The organism is Pollutibacter soli, from assembly GCA_029269725.1.
GTDB lineage: Bacteria > Bacteroidota > Bacteroidia > Chitinophagales > Chitinophagaceae > Pollutibacter > Pollutibacter soli.
Genome location: JARJHS010000003.1, coordinates 354514 through 375229, shown reverse-complemented (window position 1 = coordinate 375229; position 20716 = coordinate 354514). Strand labels below are relative to the sequence as shown.

Genomic DNA, 20716 nt, shown 5'->3' with positions numbered 1-20716 from the left:
GATTGTTTTTGAAGGATATAGATCAGATTATGAAACATCTCAGATATCCGCAGGTTAAAACGCTCTGCTTTTACCAGATATTGCTTAAATCAATGTGTGATAACGTTGTATGATCCCTCCCCCCAGTACATCATCTCCTTCATAAAATACAGCAGATTGTCCGGGCGCTACACCTTTGGCTTCTACATGAAACTGTACTTTGATACCGCCATTCTCTGCATTGTGCAAAGTGCCGGGGGTGCCTTTATCACGATATCGGATCTTTACAGAAGACTCAAGGCCTTCGGGAATACGGTCGTATTTGATAAGGTTCAGCCGTTGAACCCATGCTTCCGACTTATTCAGATCTTCTTCATCCCCAAGCATTACTGTATTGGATTCCGGACTGATGGCAGTCACATATACAGGCTTCCCGAAAGTGATGTCGAGCCCTTTTCGCTGACCCACTGTATAAAACGGATAACCTTTATGCTGGCCGAGGATATTCCCGTTTTTATCAACAAAATTGCCGCCTTTAACCCGATCCTCGAGGCCTGAAACATTTCTTTTCAGGAAACCGCGGTAATCATTGTCGGGAACAAAACAGATTTCATAACTCTCACTTTTTGATGCGAGTTCAGGATAACCGTAGTCGAGAGCCATCTGGCGGATAGCCGTTTTCCGGTAATCGCCAAGGGGCAGCAGCGTACGCGAAAGCAGGTCCTGCTGAAGCCCCCAGAGCACATAACTCTGATCTTTGGTTTCATCAGTGCCTTTACTGATAACAAAACGATTGTTTTCTTCGCGGATCTTAGCATAATGGCCGGTGGCGATAAAATCGCATTCCAGCGCGTTTGCTTTTTTCAGCAGCGCGCGCCATTTGATATGTGTATTGCACATCACACATGGATTAGGAGTGCGACCTCCCAGGTATTCATCAACAAAATTGCTGATCACAAAATCCCCGAATTCTTCCCGGATATCAAGTACGAAATGAGGGAAACCATGATGTACAGCAGCTGCGCGGGCATCATTAAAAGAATCGAGATTGCAGCAGCCGGTTTCTTTTTTACCCCCTCCGGAACTGGCATAGTCCCATGTTTTCATGGTGATTCCCACAACTTCATAACCCTGGTCATGAAGCATTAATGCAGTAATCGTACTATCGATTCCGCCGCTCATAGCTACCATGACTTTACCCCGCCTGCTCATTTCAGATTTTTTGCAAAAATAGCAAAGTTTGCCCAGTGTTGACGGGCCCTGGCGTGTTTTAACACCATCGTTTCAGTGGAAAAATGGTGCTTTTTTATGTTGTTTTTCACTTTTCTGCCATAGCAAACGGGGCGAAATTGCATTCAATAAAACTGTTACTATGATCAAATTACAAGTCATCGGGCGCCTGGGTAAAGATTGTGCAACCAATACGGTGAGTGGAAAAAACGTAATCAATTTCAGCGTTGCCCATTCTGAAAAATTCAAAGATTCTGCCGGAGCACTAAAGGAAAGAACCACCTGGGTGGAATGTTCCTACTGGACGGAGAGAACAGGAATCGCTCCCTATTTAAAAAAGGGTCAGCAGGTTTATGTTGAGGGTGCTCCTGAAGTGAGATCCTATTCGAAAAATGATGGAACTGCCGGAGCTTCACTTAATCTTCGTGTTTTTAGTGTTCAGTTGCTGGGTAGTTCGGAAAGGACCGAAAGTACGCAGGCGTCAAATAGCTTTGGTTCCAACGGAATTCCGGTAACCAGTGATATGTCAGAACCAGTCGATGACCTTCCTTTCTAATGGGTTTTTGTTTTGAATAGCGGTTATCATGTGCAAAAAAATCATCCGCCGCGGCGGATGATTTTTTTCAACTGTCCTATTGTTTTTTTAAAGTGTATACGTCATGATGAAGAGAGGTAGTACTATGTCCTTTGATCAGCACAATACTATCGCCCTCCATATTGGTACTGAAGGATTCGTCGAGAATCAGTGACCAATCAAAATTCGCAGGAAATACCGATTCGTTTCTGAAAACAATTTTATCGCGCATCAGCGAATACTTTCCTTCACCGATAGCCGGATAATAGGGTAAGGCGCTGCTTCCCCAGAAAGTGGTTCCATCAAAAATAAGTTCCACCTCCGACCTGGAAGTACCGTTATAGCCCTGGCCACTTCTTCTGAATGATCCTTTGTACACACCCGGTTCAAAACTCATCGACTGCTCTTTTTCACATGCTACCAGCAAGGGCAGCAACAGCGCAACACAAACAATTACCCTGAACATTTTCTTTTTTTTATCTGACAACCTGTGGTTTGATCGCGTTGCACAGCTGATTGTGAATTGATCGATAGCGTTCAGAAAAAAGATTACCAGATAAGAATTGATTTGGCAACAAGATGCCTGCAGAACGGTGCACTGGGGTGGAATACAGGTTTCAAATTCACAACGCTTTGCTACAAACAGAGCGTTCCGATGGAGCGGGAGAAGCAATTCGAATCACCATCGAAATGAAGATTTTTTGAGGATTCAGTTTGCATCGTTCTCATTTACATTTAAATCATCATTGGAAAAATTTTTAATGATCAATTAATATGTATATCGATAATCTCAACGCAAAATCGGTTTGTTGCCTTGCGCTCCGGCAGGAGTATCCTGTTCGATATGTTTAAATGTAGATTCGATTTATCGCTCCGGCGGAGTGTGTTAGCTGGAAATTTATATTTGGGGAAGCCTTTTTTGACATTAGCTAATGAGTCCATTGCAGAATTTCATTTGAAAAATTGTTTAGTCTCGAATTGCTTCACAATCGCTTCGATCTCTTCGCGGGATACAGCTTGTTGTTTATCATCAAGATTTAAAACAATGCAATATCCATCTGAGCCAGGTTGCGAATAATAGGTATCTACCAACCTGAATTGTTCGCTGGTCGTGAGCTTACCGGTGGATATATTCCAGTTTTCCGGCGCACACAAACAGCCAAGGGTAGGCGAAATGGGATAAAAAGGTTTTCCGCTGAAGTATTTAGGATCAATGGTAGTACCATGAGCGATGATTTCTGTACGCCCTGTCTTACCTGCGAAAAAAGCTTCCTGTACCGGAAGATAATCGCGCCAGCTGTCGGGTAATATATTCAGGTAGGAGAGTAAGGGATAAGTGGAATCTGCATTAGAATGAAAGAACCAGTTCCAGTATTTTTCAAAAGGCATGAGCATTTGAATATTCGGTGTTGGTCCGATCAGAAGATTTGCAGAAATATCGACACCCTGTAAACTATATATTCCCTGCGGCGTATTTCCATTGGTAACGAAATAGGGGAGATTGGAACCTGATCTCGCAAGCTGTCTTATGGTGATGAGTTCTCCGTTATCATCACGAACAAATTTTCCATCTTCACCCTGGATGATGGCAATGCCGGGATGATCGCGGTTTTTTCTTTGAAAAGAATAGATCATTTTACCGCGGTGTTCCTGCTGCGCCGCAAACAATTCGTTGAGATCAGGAAGTTTGTCCTTTTTTATTACAGTTCCAGTCAGCATCCACTTCATCAGTTCTGATAGTACCGGAATATTTGGGTAATCAGGAAATCGTCTGTTTATGGTATAGATTATTTGTTTCTGTTTTGTACTATCGTTTCGGTAGACAAACAAGGCTGCCATCGCTACACCTTTCGGATGAATTTCTTTTGACAAGATGTTTTCAATGGCACCCGTATATTTTTTTGGATTCAACGCGTATATGGCTTCAAGAAAAGAACGACGTGTTTCCCATTCCAGTGAGTCATAACGCCGGAGCACTTTATTGAATCCTGCAAATACAATGCTGTCGTCAATCAGGAATTGTGTGACTGTATAAAAGGCGGATTGAAAGCGATATTCTGTTTCTGTATCGAGCTGTCCGGAAAGGTTGGTCCGGATCGTTCGTTCGTACATATTCCTGTGAAGCTTTTCCCTTTCGGTATGCAAAACAAAACGGGTATGTATGGCTGATTTGTCCAGCTGAGTATAGCCCCGGACAAAACAGATCATAAAAAACAATACAGAAAAAATCAATTTCATGGAATAAACTTACAGAATAATCAGCGGCTGTGGAACGGCCAGCCCGCCTGCAGGCAGGTTCGCAGTTCATTGTTTACAGTTTTGAACAGCTTGTTGTCAGCGCCTGCCGGCAGGCAGCTTTACGGTTTTCAGGCAGTTTTAATCTACGACAATGTTATTTTTGCGGAATGGAAAATCGTATTGATACCACAGACCTGGTCAGGTTTGTCACAGCAGTTTTTTCAGCGATTGGATGCAGTCCCGAAGATGCAAAGCTGGCTACTGAGTCACTTGTCGCTGCCGATCTGCGTGGTATCGACTCGCATGGAGTTGCACGTCTATCCGGTTACGTTAGGTTGTGGGAGGTGGGACGGGTGAATGCAAAACCGGATATTAAACTTATACATGAATCTCCATCAACGGGGGTAGTTGATGGAGATTCGGGTCTCGGCCTGGTGGTCGGACCCAAGGCTATGGATATAGCTATCACTAAAGCCAAACAGGCTGGTACTGGTTGGGTGAGTGTACAAAACAGTAATCATTTTGGAATAGCGGCGCAACATGCGATGCGGGCACTTCAGCATAAAATGATTGGCATATCCATGACTAATGCCAGCGCACTTGTTGCGCCAACATTTTCCATTGAAAGAATGCTCGGTACAAATCCTATTTGCGTTGTGGTGCCCGCAGAAACGGAACCACCTTTTGTTGCTGATATGGCAACGACTACAGCTGCAAATGGAAAGCTGGAAATCCTGCAGAGAAAACACAAGGATGCGCCGGTTGGATGGATACAGGACAGCGAAGGAAATGCTGTTACTGATCCGCATGCTTTGAAAAACGGGGGCGCATTGCTTCCTTTGGGTGGAGATCGTGATCACGGAAGTCATAAAGGATATGCACTGGGCTCTATAGTGGACATTTTTTCTGCAGTATTGAGTGGTGCCAATTTTGGTCCGTGGGTTCCACCTTTTCCCGCTTATGTACCAATGCCCGAAAACCAGCCCGGAAAGGGAATCGGTCACTTTTTTGGTGCGATGCGCGTAGATGCGTTCCGACCTGAAAAAGATTTTTTCCGCGATATGGACCTTTGGATAAAAAGATTCAGGAATGCTAAGCCGATTGCTGGCCAGGATAAGGTTTTGATACCTGGTGATCCTGAAAGGGAAGCTGAAAAAGACAGGCTGGAAAACGGCATTCCGCTTCTTGATACCGTTCTGGAAGACTTGAAAAATACTGGTCTTAAATTCAGCATCAAGTTATAATTTCGCGCGCGACGTTAAACGTTAAACGTTGAACGCAAAATGTAAAACCAACTTATAAGCAATGAAAATTATGAAATTCGGCGGTACGTCCGTCGGAAAGCCTGAGCGGATGCACCAGGTGGCTGAACTGATCACCCGCGACAACGAAGCAACGATCGTAGTACTCAGCGCACTAAGCGGAACGACAAATGCATTGGTGTCTATCGGTGATGCAATGGCGAAGGGGGATAAGGAAGGCGCAAAAAAGCAGATTGAAAAACTCGAGGCTCATTATAAATCATTCATTCTTGATCTTTTAAAAGAAGAAAAATACAGGGCAAAAGCTAACGCTATCATTGCCGAACATTTTGAATTTCTCCAGATCATCCTGAAAATATCTTTCAATGAAGCATTAAATAAAGATATTCTCGCGCAGGGTGAGTTGATGAGTACAAAACTTTTTTCTGTTTACCTCGAAGAAAAAGGAATTGATCATTTGTTTCTGCCGGCTCTTGAATTCATGAGCATTGATCAGAACGAAGAACCTCAGCTGCCTCTGATCCGAAGCAGACTTAAAAATATTTTGCAACAGCATCCGGATAAAAAGTTATTTATCACGCAAGGATATATCTGTCGCAATGCCCGTGGCGAAATTGACAATTTAAAACGAGGAGGAAGCGACTACACGGCATCGTTAGTTGCTGCTGCCGTAAATGCAAGCGTGTGCGAAATCTGGACGGATATCGATGGTATGCATAACAACGATCCACGTGTGGTATCAAAAACGGTTGCCATCGAACAACTGAGTTTTGATGAAGCTGCGGAGCTGGCCTACTTCGGTGCAAAAATTTTGCATCCGACGTGTATCTGGCCGGCCCAACTGGAGAAAGTACCGGTGAAACTTCTCAATACCATGCAACCTGACGCTGCGGGAACGGTAATCATGCAGGAGGCGGGATCAGTAGGTGCGAAGGCTATTGCAGCAAAAGATGGCATTATCGCAATTAATATTAAGAGCAGTCGTATGCTCCTGGCTTATGGATTTTTGCGCAAAATTTTTGAGGTCTTCGAAAAGTACCGCACACCCATCGACATGATTACTACATCAGAAGTTGCAGTATCTGTCACGATTGACACTGATGCATTTCTTCCGGAAATTATACGTGAGCTGGAACCGTTTGGAAGCATCGGAATTGATAAGGATCAGACAATTGTATCTATTGTTGGTAATGATATTTCACAGACACCGGAAATGCTTAGCCGACTTTTTGATTCTTTAAAATCTGTACCTGTGCGGATGGTAAGTTTTGGAGGAAGCAAGCATAATGTGTCATTACTTATTTCATCTGATGACAAGAAGAAAACATTGCAGCTGTTGAATAGCGGACTTTTTGGATTGTGAGTGAAGGGCGTTGAAGTGAGTAGTAAGTATTAAGTTGTAGGTAGGGAACAGCCGGCTTTTGTTTTTGTTAAATGTTTCTGTATTCTGTTATCTGTATCTATTTCAGACAAAAGACAAATCAGGGTTTACTGTGCGCGATAGAAAAAAGCTCCTCACAATTTAAAGAATTGACTGCAAAAGTTCTGACAACCTGCGTGCCGGCTGGCGGCCGACAACTGACAATTCAAATAAAAAAGACAATCTTTCGGGATTGTCTTTTTTTATACGAATATTATTTTTCTAAAACTCTCTGTAATATATCTGCTGTCTGCTCACTGTTGCCTGCTGCCGATCATATCACTAACATCGCATCACCATAGCTGAAGAAACGATATTTGTCTTTGATTGCTTTTTTATACGCTTCCATCGCCAGATCATATCCTGCAAATGCGCAGGTCATAATCAACAAACTTGTTTTTGGCAAATGGAAATTAGTGATTAATGCGTCAGAAATTGAAAACTTATAAGGAGGATGGATAAAAATATTCGTCCAGCCCTCAGAAGGTTTCAACAGTTTTTCTGCTGTGAATGAAGTTTCAAGCGCACGCATAGTTGTTGTTCCAACGGAACATATTCTATGGCCTGTTGTTTTTGCTTTGTTTACAATTTTACAGGCGCTTTCTTCTATACGATAATATTCAGCATCCATTTTGTGTTTGCTGAGATCTTCTACTTCGATCGGTCTGAAAGTACCCAGGCCGGTATGAAGAGTTACTTCAGCGAAACGAATACCCTGGATCTCTAAACGTTTGATCAGTTCAATACTGAAATGCAGACCTGCGGTAGGAGCAGCAACTGCACCTTCATGTTTTGCATAAACAGTCTGGTAACGCTCGCGATCTTCTTCGTCGGGTTTACGTTTGATATATTTCGGAAGCGGAGTTTCACCCAAATTATTAAGAATCTGTTTGAATTCTTCTTCGGGACCATCAAAAAGAAAACGAATGGTACGACCGCGGGAAGTGGTATTGTCGATTACCTCTGCAACCAGCTCATCTGTTTCTCCGAAATAAAGTTTGTTTCCAACACGAATCTTTCTTGCGGGATCAACGATTACATCCCACAGGCGATTCTGCCTGTTGAGTTCACGGAGAAGGAAGACTTCAATTTTGGCACCGGTCTTTTCCTTGCGACCATACATGCGTGCCGGAAATACTTTTGTATTATTAACTACGAATACGTCCTTATCATCAAAATACTCCATGATGTCACGAAAATGACGATTCTCGATCTGGCCGGTTTCCCGGTGAACGACCATCATACGGGCATCTTCTCTTTTTTTAGTTGGATACTGAGCGATAAGATTAAGAGGGAGGTCAAAGCGAAACTGGGATAACTTCATGCATCAATTTATTTAAATTCAGTCCCCATGAAACAAACCGGCATATCATCCAATCCATTCGCAGAACTACGCATGCAAACCTGATCTTACGGTACCAGGTTGTTCCCTGACTAGGCTGAAGGCGGGCAAAGGTATATAATTATAGTAAACTACGGATGTATTATTTCCCAACAGTTTTTTAACATGTTTCATTTTGAAAATCAACGACTTATATAGATCGGGTTTGGGTCAGGGTATAAAAATGAACTAACGGCCATGTTGTGCAAACGGATTTCCGGGAACGGCGCTTACCAGTTTCCTGGTATATTCATCCTTTGGATGGAAAAAAACCTGGTTGGCAGTACCAGTCTCGACAATTCGTCCCCTGTTCATCACTATGATCCTGTCACTGACATAATGAACAACCGATAAATCGTGGGAGATAAAAACCGCAGTAAAGTTGAATTCTTTCTTCAGGTCGTTTAGCAGATTCAACACCTGTGCTTGCACACTGACGTCCAGGGCGGAAACGGATTCGTCGAAAACAATAAACGCCGGATTAAGAATCAGTGCCCGGGCAATTCCAATCCGTTGACGCTGGCCACCGGAAAACTGGTGAGGGTAACGGTAATAATATTCTGCTTTCAGATTTACTTTTTCGAGCAAATGATCAATCTTACTTTTCCTTGTCGTTTTATCAATTTGCGGATGATGAACTTGCAACGGTTCGCTGATGGCCGATCCAATCGTTAACCGCGGATTAAGTGAAGCATAGGGGTCCTGGAAGACGATTTGAATTTTTTCTCTCAGCTTCTGCCACTCTCCTGTACTCAATTTGCTGCTATCACTATCGCCAATAATTATTTTTCCTGATGAAGGTTTCAGTAATCCGATCAGTGCCCGGCCAAGTGTTGTTTTCCCTGATCCCGATTCGCCCACCAAGCCGAGGGTTTCGCCTTTAAAAATTTCGAAGCTGACATTATCAACGGCCAGCTGATCTTTTTTTCTGAAGAAACCTGAAGTTTTATACCTGATGGAAAGATTTTCCACTTTGATGAGTATTTCAGTATTTATTACCGAAGATTGGACATTCGATATAATTTCTTTTGCGATGTGCGGTTGTTTCTCCGCATTTAAAAAATCACTGACGACAGGAAGACGAAATCCTTTTGACCGACCTGTCGGCCGACATGCAATCAATGCTTTTGTGTAAGGATGTTGGGGGCTATTTAATATCGATGGTGTATCACCCTGTTCAACAATTTCTCCACGATACATGACAACAATCCGATCTGCGATTTCCTGGACAAGACCGAGATCATGAGTGATGAACATCACACCCATTCCATGCTGCATTTGCAATTCACGGATCAATTCCAGAATTCCTTTTTGTACTGTGACATCAAGAGCTGTGGTCGGTTCGTCAGCAATCAACAAATCCGGCGAACAGCTCATGGCCATAGCAATCATCACACGTTGTTTCTGTCCACCACTAAGTTCATGCGGATACTTTTTGAAAATATTTTCAGGATCAGGAAGCCTGACCTGGGTAAAAAGTTGTAAGGATTTGTTCTTTGCCTCGGATTTTGAAATTTTCTTATGAACAAGAATGGATTCCATCACCTGTGTTCCGCAGGTCAGCACAGGATTTAATGACGTCATTGGTTCCTGGAAAATCATCGCGATCCTGTTACCGCGTATCTGTCTTAGTACGCTTGTTGTTTCAGCCAGCAGGTCTACCTTTTTCTCATCATTATAGAAAAATATTTCTCCTGATGAATATTCTGCGGGTGGCGCTGGCAATAGTTGTAAAATAGACATTGCCGTAACCGATTTCCCCGAACCAGACTCCCCAACAATAGCGAGTGTTTCTCCACGATCTATTGTAAAGCTGATGTTTCTGATTGCAGGAATTTTTTCTTTTCCCGTAGAAAAAGAAACTGTGAGATCCTTTATTTCAAGCAGTTTCTTCATCTGGAAAATTCAGAATGGACATTATACATAGTAAATATGTTCAACTGATCAGAAGCGAAGATGTCTGACAGTCTGGCCGCCGTTAATTAATTGTTTTAATGAATCGATCCCAATGCGAAGATGATTTTCAACATAGCTGGAAGTAATTTTTTTGTCGCTCTCTTCAGTTTTCACTCCGTCCGGCGTCATTGGTTGATCGCTGACCAGTAGCAAAGCACCTGTAGGGATTTTATTATAGAATCCTACTGAAAAAATAGTCGCAGTTTCCATATCAATCGCATATGCCCTGATTTTTTGCAGGTATGCTTTAAACTCTTCATCATGCTCCCATACACGGCGATTGGTGGTGTATACTGTTCCTGTCCAGTAATCAACTTCATACTCGCGTATCGTTGTCGAAATAGCTTTCTGCAATGCAAATGCCGGCAGGGCAGGTACTTCGGGTGGAAAATAATCATTCGAAGTTCCTTCCCCTCTTATAGCTGCGATCGGAAGTATAAGATCTCCTAATTTGTTTCTTTTTTTCAATCCGCCACATTTGCCCAGGAAGAGAACACCGCTGGGGCTGATGGCTGTGAGGAGGTCCATCACTGTCGCAGCGGTAGGGCTGCCCATTCCGAAATTGATAATAGTAATTCCGTTGGCAGTAGCGCATTGCATCGGTTTGTCAGCGCCTATTATTTTTACATTGTTCCATTCAGCAAAAAGGTTAACATAGTTGTAGAAATTGGTCAATAAAATATACTGACCAAAACTTTCAAGGCTTGCCCCCGTATATCTCGGAAGCCAGTTTTTAACGATATCCTCTTTGCTGTTCATGCTTACTTGCGTTTATTTGTGTTTGATATAAAAGTATTGAACTTTGAAGACATGATTCTGATTGAGTATCCCGAACCGGCATTCAAAACCCGGGTCAGTGCAGGAAAAAAAGAAATTTTTGATGCCTGTCGTAAGAGCTGGGTGCGGCTTACTCCGGAAGAGTGGGTGAGGCAGAATATTTTGAACTGGCTGATCACAAAGAAAGGATATCCTGCTGCGATTATATCGGTAGAGAAAGAAATCTGGCTGGGAAAAATAAAAAAGAGGTTTGATGTACTCATTTATAACGGTGACCATCAGCCGTGGATGATGATCGAATGTAAGTCCCAGAATGTAATGTTATCAGAGGATGTACTGATGCAGGTGTTGAGATATAATATGGTCGTACCAGTTCAGTATCTGGTAATTACGAATGGAAATAATTGCTTTGTTGCTGAGCGCGCAGATGGAACCGCAAGCTGGCTGGATAATTTTCCTGACTATCCAAAATCTGTGAAAAATTAAATACTCATGTTCAGATCAATGATTAGATGTATTGCTTTTTGTTTTTGCAGCTTCATAACGTCAATATCATTTGCGCAGCAATCTGATAGTACAAAGAAGCAGCTTTTGCTGCTGTCTGCAACGGAAACGCTGAATACACTTCGTACTTATGAGTGGACAATGAAAACGGATATTTCGGCAAGAGATAAAAAATATCCTGTATTGTTATATAATGTCAAATGGAATAAGGATGGAAGCATGCTGCTTACTGAGAAAGCAGGAGCGGCGCCATTACCAGATGACCCTGCAGTACAACTGGTACAAAAATTAGCAGCGTTGATTTCAAAATATACAGGTCCGACTGATGCTCAACTCACCGCGTTTTACAAGACATCAGGCATGCAAACTGACTCCGGAAATATGATCGAACTGAGTGGCGGAGATTATATGATCAAGGAGGATAAAGTAACAATGGATATCGATAAAATTATTTTTATGGTGCGCGGTCTAACATTTACAACTGTCATTGATGAAGATGATGTTATGGGAACCATAGAGTACACTGTTGATAATAATGGATTGAAACATCCATCGAAGGTGAAAGTTGATATCCCTGCGAAAAGAATGAGCGTAATATTTAACAACACCGATTTTGTGAAAAGGTAGTTTTTGGGAAGAAGACAATCTTTCAGTTCCTGTAATCCATCTTATACCTGATTACTACAGCAGCTTCGTCATTCGCCCATTCTCTGCAGAGATGCAGTCCGAGATCTATCGCTGCCGTCACTGCTCCGGCAGTTATAACAGTTCCATCTACAACAACACGATCGGTTCTCACCTCGCCACAATAGGGGCGTAAAGTTTCATGCTCGTCGAAATGAGTAGTTGCTTTTCTGTCTTTAAGAAATCCGGCAGCACCTAAGAGTAAGGAGCCGGTGCAAACAGAGATTTTGTATTGAACATTAGCCGCTGTCTGGAGCCACTGTAAAAATTCAGTATTGGAGATCATATCTCGTGTTCCTTTTCCTCCCGGGACTATTATCGCATCGTAAGAAGAGAGGTCGTTTTTTATCTGAGTAGGCTTAACTGTAAAGCCGCCGTAGTCTGAAATTTCGGAGGTGAAGCCACAGAAATCCCATTTCAGATCCGGGAGATAGTTGAGGGATTTAAGTTTTTGAACAGGTTCATAGATACCGATGAGGTCCATCCACGTGATTCCGTTGAAGAGGATAAAGGCGAGGTTCATTAGATAGATTTTAGTTATTGGGTTTGGTGCTTGCTTCTCCAACCGATTAGCCATTTAGAGCTCATTGGGCTTATAAAAGTAGGGAGGCCGGCTGATTAGTCTTAATAAAATTTGATGCCAGATGGTTTTTAACTGGCGCCGAAAATTGAACCGAAAGAAAAACTCATCGAGATAGCCCTTAAGAAATCTGAGTGAACAGTGATGGTGAATGCCTTTCAACCAATTTTTTAGATTGCTTAAAATGATGTCGCCGATGGATCTGATAATGTTGTTTTTATTTAAAGGAACATATTCACTATTGCCGGTGACAACCTTTTTCCGGAAGCGATAGATTAATTTTCGGCTTGCTTCAAGCGTTATATTAGTATTGTTGTTTTCTTTTTGAATAATACAAGTAGCCGTAATCGGAGATCCCTTTTTCCTCGCAATTAATATTGATCCATCATGATGTGCACATTCTATGTCTGATTTCGATGATGGATGGTCACTAATTTCGAAATTAAGCTGTTCTGAAACATTCTTCCAGTCAGTGAACCCGGCGTCGATCATTGCCATCTGAAGTTTTCGCTTGAAAAGCCAGGCGGTCTTCTGGCGAATTGCAAAAGTCTTGCTTAGTTCAAGAGTTGACATTCCTTTTTTCCGAACACATACAAAGAAAATAATTCCAAATGCTTTCAGCAAGGGGAATTTAATTTTGTGAAACAGCGTTCCTGCAGTAACAGACTCATCATAGTCACAGCTTTTGCATCGCATATGAAATGAAGTTCTTCCGGGATAATACAGGTGATGATTGCATCGACGGCAATGATATCCGGATCCCCATTTTAAATCAAAAAGATATTTTTTACAATCGTCTTCTGTTGTAAATTTTTTTTGAAAATCCCTGATAGAAATTCTGTTGAACATTGGATAAGATTTGATCAAATCTCATCAATAGTGTGTTCAGGGAAAAGATGTTTTCATCGCAATCCCGCTGTATTTTTCTCAATGCGGCCTAAATGGCTAATCGGCCGGGGGCCACCGCAGCACAGCCAACCAAAAAAAAACGCCGGCAACCGCCGGCGTTCCAAAATCTCTTTCTCTCATTCTTCTACGGAAATATTCCTAGCTCCGAATAACTCGTTCCCACCTTATTAATCGCTACCACAAATGATGCTGTCCTCATATCCTTGATCTCCGGATTTGCTCTCCAGCAATCTATTATTTCATGCGTCGCATTGATCATCGTCTCCTCCAATCCACTACGCACCAGATCAACTTCATCCGGACCATGCAACATCAGGTCTTTTTGCGTTCTGGAAACTTTCTTGCCAGTCAATTCTTCCATCTGCTCCAGCAATTGCGCATTCTGGTTTTCTGTAAATCTTTTTTCCAGGCGACCATAACGTACATGGCTAAGGTTTTTCAGCCATTCAAAATAAGAAACCGTTACGCCACCCGCATTAAGGTACATATCTGGAATTACAAGCACTCCTTTCTCAATAAATATTTCATCCGCTTCAGGAGTCAATGGTCCGTTTGCTGCTTCACCAATGATTTTTGCTTTCACTCTTGGCGCATTGTCGCCGTTGATTACGTTCTCAAGTGCTGCAGGAATAAGAATGTCACATTCTTTTTCTAGTGCATCACTGCTCACTTCGAAATTCGTCGCACCAGGAAAATTCAGAATACTCCCAGATGATTTGCGATGCTGGAATACCGCATCAACATCAAGTCCGTCATCATTATAAATAGCACCTTCATATTCTGCAAGGGCGACAATTTTTGCACCTGCTTCTTCGAAGAATTTGGCTGAATGATATCCTACGTTTCCAAGACCCTGTACAACAACACGCTTTCCTTCAACACCAACTTCAAGACCCAGTTTTTTCATGATATCAGGCATCCCACAAACTTCACGGATTCCAAAAAATACCCCAAGTCCGGTAGCTTCTCTTCGACCCCTTACTCCACCCTGTGAAACAGGTTTGCCGGTCACGCATGCCATAGCATCAACTTCCCCCGGATTCATTGCCATAAACGTATCAAGTATCCAGGACATTTCTCTTTCACCTGTTCCGTAATCCGGAGCAGGGACATCTTCTCCGGGCCCGATGAATTTTTTCTTGATTAATTCACTGGTATATCTTCTCGTGATTCTTTCAAGATCGTAGGCAGCATATTTTTTCGGATCGATGCTGATTCCACCTTTAGCGCCACCAAAAGGCACATTCACGATGGCACATTTATACGTCATCAAGGCAGCAAGTGCCATTACTTCATCCAGATTCACCATCTCACTGAAACGGATACCTCCTTTGCATGGAAGCTTGTGCTGGGAATGCTGAACGCGGTAGGCTTTTATGACTTCAATTTTATCGCCGATCTTAACAGGAAAATGAATACGTAACACAGAGTTACATTGTTTGATCTGCTCGAGAACGCCTGCATCGTACTTTGTAAATTTTGCAGCTTTATCAAAGCTTTTGCAGACAGCGTCGAAGAAACTGTACTCAGACATAAATTCTTTTTTGGTTTAAGTTTTTCTTATGAAGACAATCGTTGTTGAAAATGTTTACGACTCTTTTTCGAGTTTAGTGAGCTTGCGATCGATCCTGGCAACGTATAAAAACAGACCGGCAAGAATGGTGAGGATGACAGCAATTACCACATATATTTTCCCTTCACTGCGCATCGTGTCAGCCATCTCCACTTTATTATTCGTCTGTGAATATCCTGCAAATGCTATCAGGCTCAGCAGACAACTAACAAACAGGGATGCAATTTTATTTCGCATGTAACCATTTTTTTTCTTTCAGAAAATCGATGCGCACTTTTAATGTGGCAATCCAGACAGCAAGAAGCGTCCATCCGGCTACTGCAGGCCAGAAGACCATTCGCAGCCGGGTATCTACATCACGGAAGTCGAGTGCAGGATTTCCTTCCTGTCCTGGATGGAGACTGGGCAAAAGTCTCGGAATGATCCAGATAGAAGGAAACAGCATCGCATAAGCGAATATGTTATACACTGCGCTTACCCTCGCACGCTTATCGATATCAGTTATAGAACTTCTGAGCACGAAATAAGCGAAGTAGGTAAGCAGGGCAATTGCAGTCCCGATGAGTTTGGGTTCTCTTACTATGGAACCAAAAGAAGCATATGCAGGATTATTCGGGTCCGCCCAGGTATAGCTGGCCCAGATCACACCGGTAGCATACCCCAGCAGACCAAGTACTATAGCTACCGCTGAATAATCACGGGCACAGATATCATATTTAAAATTGGTGGTACGCAAATAGCGAATGCTATGAACCAATGAGATCGTGAAAAGTATCATCATTGCGAACCACATACTTACATGATAATAGAGATTACGAACAGTCTCCTGCAACTGTCTTAATGCGGGAACCGGTAGCAATAACCCGCCTACGATAGCATATACCAATAAAACAATACTGAGAATTTTCCACCAGGATTTGCGCATATACTAGATCGGGTTTTGGCCACGAAACAGGAGGTCTGACGCGGAAATAGTGCCGCAAATTTAGGTGCTTCAGCCTAATCTTTCCATAAAAACGGAAATAAAATCACCGCGAGAACAACTACTGATAGATCGAGCGCCAGTACAAGTAGGGTCACTTCCATAGAAGCTCCGGCTCTAAACGTTTCAGCAAAGGCAAGTTTCGAAAGCCTTACCAATAGTAATAATTGAGGTATAATGATTGGAAAACCAAGAATCGCCATTAATGATGCCTGCTGCATTGCTCGTGATGCAATTGCTGCCAGCATTGTGAAAATCAGGCTCAGTCCACAGGCACCAAGTATGCTGATAAGGATATATTGACCAGTATAAACGGTAGGGTTTCCAAGAAAGAGTAGAAAAAGAAAAAGACTTATGCTGTTCATGATGATGATCAGCAAAAGATTGTACAAAAGCTTTGAAATTATAAAAGCAGTCGGACTGGTTATTGAATAAAAGTAAAGCATTCTTCCCCTGGACTCCTGTAAAAAACTTTTTGCAACAGCATTGATACAAACAAACAGCAGCATTACCCAATACAAAGCGTTCCAGATTTCGCCATCAGTTTCAGAACCCATCGTAAGATATAGGACAAATACGGTCGACATTACATAAAGAATCACTCCATATAATGCATACTGCTGGCGTAACTCTAATAAAACATCTTTTTTAAATAAAGTAATTACCTGCCTGATCAATCTGTTGTTTTGAGTTGGGTATTAAAATTATTTTAGGCTGACGTTGAACGTTCAACGTTGAACGTTCAACGTTTGTTCCGCCATCCCTTTCGTGAAACATGACCTGCACCTGGCCTCATAAAGATCTTTTTCACCGATGATCACCTGCGAAGATTTTTCATTTTTCCGGTAGGAAAAACTGGCGATTGAGCCGCATTGCATACAAATGGCATGAAGCTTGGTGATAAAGTCTGCAATAGACAGTAAAGCAGGCATTTGTCCGAAAGGTTTGCCTGTATAATCCATGTCAAGACCTGCAATAATTACACGGATACCTTTTTCTGCAAGGCGTTCGCATACAGTAATTATTGATTCGTCAAAAAATTGTGCTTCATCTATTCCAACCACATCGACATCGAGGGCGAGGTTTAAGATGTCCTGCGCATTTTTTACAGGTACAGAAGCAATGCTGCTTTCATCATGCGAAACAATGTTTTGATGATGATAGCGCGTATCGATCGCTGGCTTGAAAATTTCAACATTGAGATGTGCAATTTTTGCACGTTTCAGGCGTCGGATAAGTTCTTCGGTTTTACCGGAAAACATCGATCCGCAAATCACTTCTATCCAGCCTCTTGTACCTTCCCGGATATCAGGTTCAATAAACATTGTTAAAAAATATTCTGCAGAACAGTTTATACCTTTGATTCAACTTAACTTCATTCACAAGGATTTCAAAAGTACCAATTTACTATGGAAAGAGTGGAGGTTTTAATAGACAAACTGAAACAGCAGTTTCTTGAAAATGCAGCTCCTGAACAATTACTGGTAACTGTTCAGATGTTACAGGGCGAACTCACCAGCAAAGCTGCTGGTGCTGAACGCATGCAGTCAAAAAAATCAGTGGCTGTTATTGTTCCTTCTTTCAGTAAAGTAAATACTTTATTTCAGCCTTCACCATCGCCTTTGCCGAAACAAAAACCAGTGGAAGAAAAACATGCTGAAATGCTGGCAGTTGACCAGGCCGATGTACGTGCCGAACTGGAGCAGGTAAAGAAGACCGTGGAGCAGCACAATTCCTGGAGTTATAATGCACGCCAGATGGCTGTTGTACATGATGAACAGGAGATGGATATACCAACACTTTCTTCCCATCATTCATTTCAGCCAATACCAAAACCGGCACCGGTTTCAGTAATACAGGAACCGAAACGGGAACTGAATGAATCGGTAACTACAAATAATAAAGAATCTTCACTTAACGACCGTTTAAAAGAGGAGAAAACAGAACTCGCGGAAAAACTGAAGGATTCCCCGGTAAAAGATCTGAAGAAAGCAGTAGGCATCAATGACCGTTATCTTTATATCATCGAATTATTCAGCGGAAATGAAGCCATGTTTGATCGTTCAATAAAAACCCTGAATTCTTTTTCAATTTTGCCGGAAGCAGAATTCTGGATGGAAAGGGAACTGAAATTGAAATTAGGCTGGAATGAAAACAATCCGCTGGTACAACAGTTCGTTCAGCTGGTCAAGAGACGTTTCTCCTGAATATATTGCATCACTATTGAAGTAGCGCCGGCTTTCGCGCGTACATAGTTTCCGGCAATTCGTCCCTTTTCTTTGCGCAGGTTTGCGTCGTCGAGTAATGTGCGAAAAACTTTCTCGAGTTCAAGTGCATTCTCTACAGTTTCTGCGGCTCCTATATCCACAAGTTCTACTGCCTCTCCGAAGTCTTCATGGTTGGGGCCATATACCACAGGCTTATAGTACACGACTGCTTCAAGCACATTGTGAATACCATCGCCCCCAAAAGCCCCGCCAATAAATGTGATATCCGCATACTGGTATAAAGTTGCCAGCATGCCGATATTGTCGATTATAAGTACATTTTTGTTCTCAGGGTTCTCCTGGTCTTCTTTCCAGGCGGAAAACCTGATAGTATTGGTATATAATTTTTCTACTTCTTTTATTCTTGTTTCAAGAATTTCGTGGGGCGCAATTACAAACCGGACATCCCGGTTCGATTTTGCAAAATGATCCATTACTTCATCATCTTCAACCCATGTACTTCCTGCAACTACCACTTTATGATTATTGCAGAATTTTTCAATCAAAGGAAGTTTAGCTGCATTTTTTGAAAGATCCAGCACACGGTCAAACCTTGTATCACCGGAAACAATTGTCTTCTGATCCAGGCCAATCGATTGAAGAAGTTTCGCTGAATTTGGGTCCTGAACAAAAATCACCTGGAAGCAATCAAGCATGCTTCTCCAGAAGCCTCCCCAGGGCTTAAAAAAAGGATGATTCTGACGAAATACGCCTGACAAAAGAATTGTTGGAACATTTCTCGCACGGAGTTCAGTGAGATAGTGATACCAGAATTCATATTTCACAAAAATGGCCAGTTGCGGGCGAACGATTTCCATGAACTCCCTGGCATTGTTGCGACTATCAACAGGCAGGTAAAAGATATAATCTGCCCCCTGGTAATTTTTCCTGATTTCATATCCAGAAGGAGAAAAAAAAGTGATCAGGATTTTATAACCCGCGTATTCTTTTTTGATGGCTTCGATCACCGGTCGGCCCTGTTCAAATTCACCCAGTGAAGCACAGTGCATCCATATGATGGATTGCCCTTGTTTTCCCGCTTTTTCACGAATGCGGGAAAGCAGATTTTTTCTTCCATCGACCCATAATTTAGCTTTGGGGTTCCATAAGGAAGCCAGACCCAACGCGACGGAATAAAGCGATAAACCCAGATTATAAATTACAGTCAATCGGCGTTCAGTTATAAATCGTTGCAAATCTAATATCTATGCGAATGCGTATACATATTTTACTATTTTTGGCCTCTTTTTAAATAAACCACTTATGCAACCTATCCAGATGGTGGATCTGAAACGTCAATACCACCACATAAAAAAAGAAGTGGACGATGCAGTGATGCAGGTTTTAGAGAGTACGGTTTTCATAGGTGGTAAACAGGTGCAGGATTTCAGCACCAATCTTGCCTCCTATCTTGGCGCTCAACATGTTATTCCCTGTGCTAATGGAACGGATGCTTTGCAGATCGCGCTTATGGCGCTTGAACTGCAGCCCGGCGATGAAGTTATAACACCTTCTTTTACCTATTTCGCAACCGCAGAAGTAGTTGCATTACTCCGCCTGAAAGCTGTTTTTGCCGATGTCACACCAGGCACTTTCTGCATTGATCCTGCCTCGCTTGAAAAATGTATTACACCACGTACAAAAGCGATTATACCGGTCCATCTGTATGGCCAATCGTCGCCGATGGCCCGGATATTGGAAATCGCCGGCAGGCACGGCATACCCGTCATCGAAGATAATGCACAGGCGATAGGGGCCGAATACCGCTTCCCGGACGGTTCGGTGAAAAAAACCGGAACTATGGGATTAATAGGTACAACCTCCTTTTTCCCCTCAAAAAACCTGGGCTGTTATGGCGACGGCGGTGCAATATTTACGGATAATGCCGCGTTAGCAGATCGGCTAAAAATGATTGCAAATCATGGGCAAAAGGTCCGGTACTACCACGAATTGGTAGGTTGTAATTCAAGATTAGACGCTCTCCAGGCAGCTATCCTGAATATCAAACTAAAAAAACTGGACGAATATAATGCATCAAGAAGGCGTGCGGCAGAATTCTATAATAAGGCTTTTGCCGGTATCTCACAGATTACTACACCTGTTGTTGCGGCCGAAAACAATCATGTTTACCACCAGTATACCCTGAAACTGGAAGGAGTGGATCGTGATGGACTGCGTCAATACCTGGAAGAAAAAGGGATTCCTTCCATGCTTTATTATCCGGTACCCGTACACAGGCAGAAAATGTTTGATACTGTCGACCTCGGTGAGGTCGATTTGCCGGTTACTGACTGGCTTACCGAGCGAGTGATTTCCCTGCCCATGCATTCGGAACTGGATGAAGAACAACTGCATTTTATTACAAAACACGTATCAGATTTCGTACACAGATAAACATCG

The 20716-nt window shown here is 42.5% G+C and carries 21 protein-coding genes; 7 read left to right on the top strand and 14 right to left on the bottom strand.

From position 1 onward, the window contains the following. Positions 1-84: 84 nt before the first annotated feature. A complete protein-coding gene (mnmA, locus tag P2W82_RS09980; RefSeq protein WP_336515730.1) occupies positions 85-1191 on the bottom strand; it encodes a tRNA 2-thiouridine(34) synthase MnmA in 1107 nt (368 codons plus the stop codon). Positions 1192-1351: 160 nt separating this feature from the next. On the opposite strand from mnmA, the gene P2W82_RS09975 reads away from it, so the two are divergent. Then, complete coding sequence (locus tag P2W82_RS09975) at positions 1352-1765, top strand: single-stranded DNA-binding protein (protein ID WP_336515729.1); 414 nt, start codon at positions 1352-1354, stop codon at positions 1763-1765. Between the two features lie 76 nt (positions 1766-1841). On the opposite strand, the gene P2W82_RS09970 is transcribed toward P2W82_RS09975, so the two are convergent. Together P2W82_RS09970 and P2W82_RS09965 are read right to left on the bottom strand one after the other, a co-directional pair. After that, positions 1842-2249 (bottom strand): hypothetical protein, encoded by a 408-nt coding sequence (locus P2W82_RS09970; RefSeq protein ID WP_336515728.1) that lies wholly within the window; start codon positions 2247-2249, stop codon positions 1842-1844. A 485-nt stretch (positions 2250-2734) separates the two neighbouring features. Then, complete coding sequence (locus P2W82_RS09965; RefSeq protein WP_336515727.1) at positions 2735-4021, bottom strand: hypothetical protein; 1287 nt, start codon at positions 4019-4021, stop codon at positions 2735-2737. A 167-nt stretch (positions 4022-4188) separates the two neighbouring features. Here P2W82_RS09965 and P2W82_RS09960 point away from each other — a divergent pair, with 167 nt between their 5' ends. After that, positions 4189-5265 carry an Ldh family oxidoreductase gene (locus P2W82_RS09960; RefSeq protein WP_336515726.1) on the top strand — a complete coding sequence of 359 codons (1077 nt, stop codon included), beginning with the start codon at positions 4189-4191 and terminating at the stop codon, positions 5263-5265. Between the two features lie 61 nt (positions 5266-5326). Then, on the top strand, positions 5327-6646 hold the full coding sequence (locus P2W82_RS09955; protein WP_336515725.1) for an aspartate kinase: 1320 nt from the start codon (positions 5327-5329) through the stop codon (positions 6644-6646). Positions 6647-6977: 331 nt separating this feature from the next. Here the strand turns inward: P2W82_RS09955 and queA are convergent, their stop codons facing one another. The 3 genes from queA to P2W82_RS09940 all read right to left on the bottom strand — a co-directional run bounded on the left by queA (position 6978) and on the right by P2W82_RS09940 (position 10799). Continuing rightward, positions 6978-8027 (bottom strand): tRNA preQ1(34) S-adenosylmethionine ribosyltransferase-isomerase QueA, encoded by a 1050-nt coding sequence (gene queA / locus P2W82_RS09950; protein ID WP_336515724.1) that lies wholly within the window; start codon positions 8025-8027, stop codon positions 6978-6980. 246 nt (positions 8028-8273) lie between these two features. Continuing rightward, positions 8274-9980 (bottom strand): ABC transporter ATP-binding protein, encoded by a 1707-nt coding sequence (locus tag P2W82_RS09945; protein WP_336515723.1) that lies wholly within the window; start codon positions 9978-9980, stop codon positions 8274-8276. A gap of 48 nt (positions 9981-10028) precedes the next feature. After that, on the bottom strand, positions 10029-10799 hold the full coding sequence (locus P2W82_RS09940) for an AMP nucleosidase (protein WP_336515722.1): 771 nt from the start codon (positions 10797-10799) through the stop codon (positions 10029-10031). Between the two features lie 51 nt (positions 10800-10850). On the opposite strand from P2W82_RS09940, the gene P2W82_RS09935 reads away from it, so the two are divergent. Beyond that, positions 10851-11303: a type I restriction enzyme HsdR N-terminal domain-containing protein gene (locus tag P2W82_RS09935; RefSeq protein ID WP_336515721.1), complete on the top strand. Its 453-nt coding sequence runs from the start codon at positions 10851-10853 to the stop codon at positions 11301-11303. A 6-nt stretch (positions 11304-11309) separates the two neighbouring features. After that, positions 11310-11948, top strand: a complete 639-nt coding sequence (locus P2W82_RS09930; protein ID WP_336515720.1) for a hypothetical protein — start codon at positions 11310-11312, stop codon at positions 11946-11948. A 22-nt stretch (positions 11949-11970) separates the two neighbouring features. On the opposite strand, the gene P2W82_RS09925 is transcribed toward P2W82_RS09930, so the two are convergent. The 7 genes from P2W82_RS09925 to P2W82_RS09895 form a co-directional block, all read right to left on the bottom strand. Then, the gene (locus tag P2W82_RS09925) at positions 11971-12528 is read right to left on the bottom strand and encodes a DJ-1/PfpI family protein (protein ID WP_336515719.1); all 558 of its coding nucleotides are present in this window, start codon (positions 12526-12528) and stop codon (positions 11971-11973) included. 54 nt (positions 12529-12582) lie between these two features. After that, positions 12583-13434, bottom strand: a complete 852-nt coding sequence (locus tag P2W82_RS09920; protein WP_336515718.1) for an IS1595 family transposase — start codon at positions 13432-13434, stop codon at positions 12583-12585. A gap of 184 nt (positions 13435-13618) precedes the next feature. Beyond that, complete coding sequence (locus P2W82_RS09915; RefSeq protein WP_336515717.1) at positions 13619-15028, bottom strand: Glu/Leu/Phe/Val family dehydrogenase; 1410 nt, start codon at positions 15026-15028, stop codon at positions 13619-13621. 54 nt (positions 15029-15082) lie between these two features. Further along, positions 15083-15304 (bottom strand): CcmD family protein, encoded by a 222-nt coding sequence (locus tag P2W82_RS09910; RefSeq protein WP_336515716.1) that lies wholly within the window; start codon positions 15302-15304, stop codon positions 15083-15085. Then, positions 15294-15992, bottom strand: coding sequence for an ABC transporter permease (locus tag P2W82_RS09905; protein WP_336515715.1), 699 nt, complete (start codon positions 15990-15992; stop codon positions 15294-15296). The genes P2W82_RS09910 and P2W82_RS09905 overlap by 11 nt, the downstream gene beginning before the upstream one ends. 74 nt (positions 15993-16066) lie before the next feature. Beyond that, positions 16067-16726 carry a heme exporter protein CcmB gene (locus P2W82_RS09900; RefSeq protein WP_336515714.1) on the bottom strand — a complete coding sequence of 220 codons (660 nt, stop codon included), beginning with the start codon at positions 16724-16726 and terminating at the stop codon, positions 16067-16069. 51 nt (positions 16727-16777) lie between these two features. After that, positions 16778-17374 (bottom strand): thymidine kinase, encoded by a 597-nt coding sequence (locus P2W82_RS09895; protein ID WP_336515713.1) that lies wholly within the window; start codon positions 17372-17374, stop codon positions 16778-16780. Positions 17375-17458: 84 nt separating this feature from the next. On the opposite strand from P2W82_RS09895, the gene P2W82_RS09890 reads away from it, so the two are divergent. Next, positions 17459-18256, top strand: coding sequence for a hypothetical protein (locus tag P2W82_RS09890; RefSeq protein ID WP_336515712.1), 798 nt, complete (start codon positions 17459-17461; stop codon positions 18254-18256). Here the strand turns inward: P2W82_RS09890 and P2W82_RS09885 are convergent. Beyond that, positions 18229-19485: a 3-deoxy-D-manno-octulosonic acid transferase gene (locus P2W82_RS09885; RefSeq protein ID WP_336515711.1), complete on the bottom strand. Its 1257-nt coding sequence runs from the start codon at positions 19483-19485 to the stop codon at positions 18229-18231. The genes P2W82_RS09890 and P2W82_RS09885 overlap by 28 nt on opposite strands. A 94-nt stretch (positions 19486-19579) precedes the next feature. On the opposite strand from P2W82_RS09885, the gene P2W82_RS09880 reads away from it, so the two are divergent. Next, positions 19580-20710: a DegT/DnrJ/EryC1/StrS family aminotransferase gene (locus tag P2W82_RS09880; protein WP_336515710.1), complete on the top strand. Its 1131-nt coding sequence runs from the start codon at positions 19580-19582 to the stop codon at positions 20708-20710. The last annotated feature ends 6 nt before the right edge of the window (positions 20711-20716 follow it).

Excerpts from the sequence above, each read along its gene's own strand:
- mnmA (WP_336515730.1), bottom strand. The coding sequence starts at position 1,191 with ATGAGCAGGCGGGGTAAAGTCATGGTAGCTATGAGCGGCGGAATCGAT.
- P2W82_RS09975 (WP_336515729.1), top strand. The coding sequence starts at position 1,352 with ATGATCAAATTACAAGTCATCGGGCGCCTGGGTAAAGATTGTGCAACC.
- P2W82_RS09970 (WP_336515728.1), bottom strand. The coding sequence starts at position 2,249 with ATGTTCAGGGTAATTGTTTGTGTTGCGCTGTTGCTGCCCTTGCTGGTA.
- P2W82_RS09965 (WP_336515727.1), bottom strand. The coding sequence starts at position 4,021 with ATGAAATTGATTTTTTCTGTATTGTTTTTTATGATCTGTTTTGTCCGG.
- P2W82_RS09960 (WP_336515726.1), top strand. The coding sequence starts at position 4,189 with ATGGAAAATCGTATTGATACCACAGACCTGGTCAGGTTTGTCACAGCA.
- P2W82_RS09955 (WP_336515725.1), top strand. The coding sequence starts at position 5,327 with ATGAAAATTATGAAATTCGGCGGTACGTCCGTCGGAAAGCCTGAGCGG.
- queA (WP_336515724.1), bottom strand. The coding sequence starts at position 8,027 with ATGAAGTTATCCCAGTTTCGCTTTGACCTCCCTCTTAATCTTATCGCT.
- P2W82_RS09945 (WP_336515723.1), bottom strand. The coding sequence starts at position 9,980 with ATGAAGAAACTGCTTGAAATAAAGGATCTCACAGTTTCTTTTTCTACG.
- P2W82_RS09940 (WP_336515722.1), bottom strand. The coding sequence starts at position 10,799 with ATGAACAGCAAAGAGGATATCGTTAAAAACTGGCTTCCGAGATATACG.
- P2W82_RS09935 (WP_336515721.1), top strand. The coding sequence starts at position 10,851 with ATGATTCTGATTGAGTATCCCGAACCGGCATTCAAAACCCGGGTCAGT.
- P2W82_RS09930 (WP_336515720.1), top strand. The coding sequence starts at position 11,310 with ATGTTCAGATCAATGATTAGATGTATTGCTTTTTGTTTTTGCAGCTTC.
- P2W82_RS09925 (WP_336515719.1), bottom strand. The coding sequence starts at position 12,528 with ATGAACCTCGCCTTTATCCTCTTCAACGGAATCACGTGGATGGACCTC.
- P2W82_RS09920 (WP_336515718.1), bottom strand. The coding sequence starts at position 13,434 with ATGTTCAACAGAATTTCTATCAGGGATTTTCAAAAAAAATTTACAACA.
- P2W82_RS09915 (WP_336515717.1), bottom strand. The coding sequence starts at position 15,028 with ATGTCTGAGTACAGTTTCTTCGACGCTGTCTGCAAAAGCTTTGATAAA.
- P2W82_RS09910 (WP_336515716.1), bottom strand. The coding sequence starts at position 15,304 with ATGCGAAATAAAATTGCATCCCTGTTTGTTAGTTGTCTGCTGAGCCTG.
- P2W82_RS09905 (WP_336515715.1), bottom strand. The coding sequence starts at position 15,992 with ATGCGCAAATCCTGGTGGAAAATTCTCAGTATTGTTTTATTGGTATAT.
- P2W82_RS09895 (WP_336515713.1), bottom strand. The coding sequence starts at position 17,374 with ATGTTTATTGAACCTGATATCCGGGAAGGTACAAGAGGCTGGATAGAA.
- P2W82_RS09890 (WP_336515712.1), top strand. The coding sequence starts at position 17,459 with ATGGAAAGAGTGGAGGTTTTAATAGACAAACTGAAACAGCAGTTTCTT.
- P2W82_RS09880 (WP_336515710.1), top strand. The coding sequence starts at position 19,580 with ATGCAACCTATCCAGATGGTGGATCTGAAACGTCAATACCACCACATA.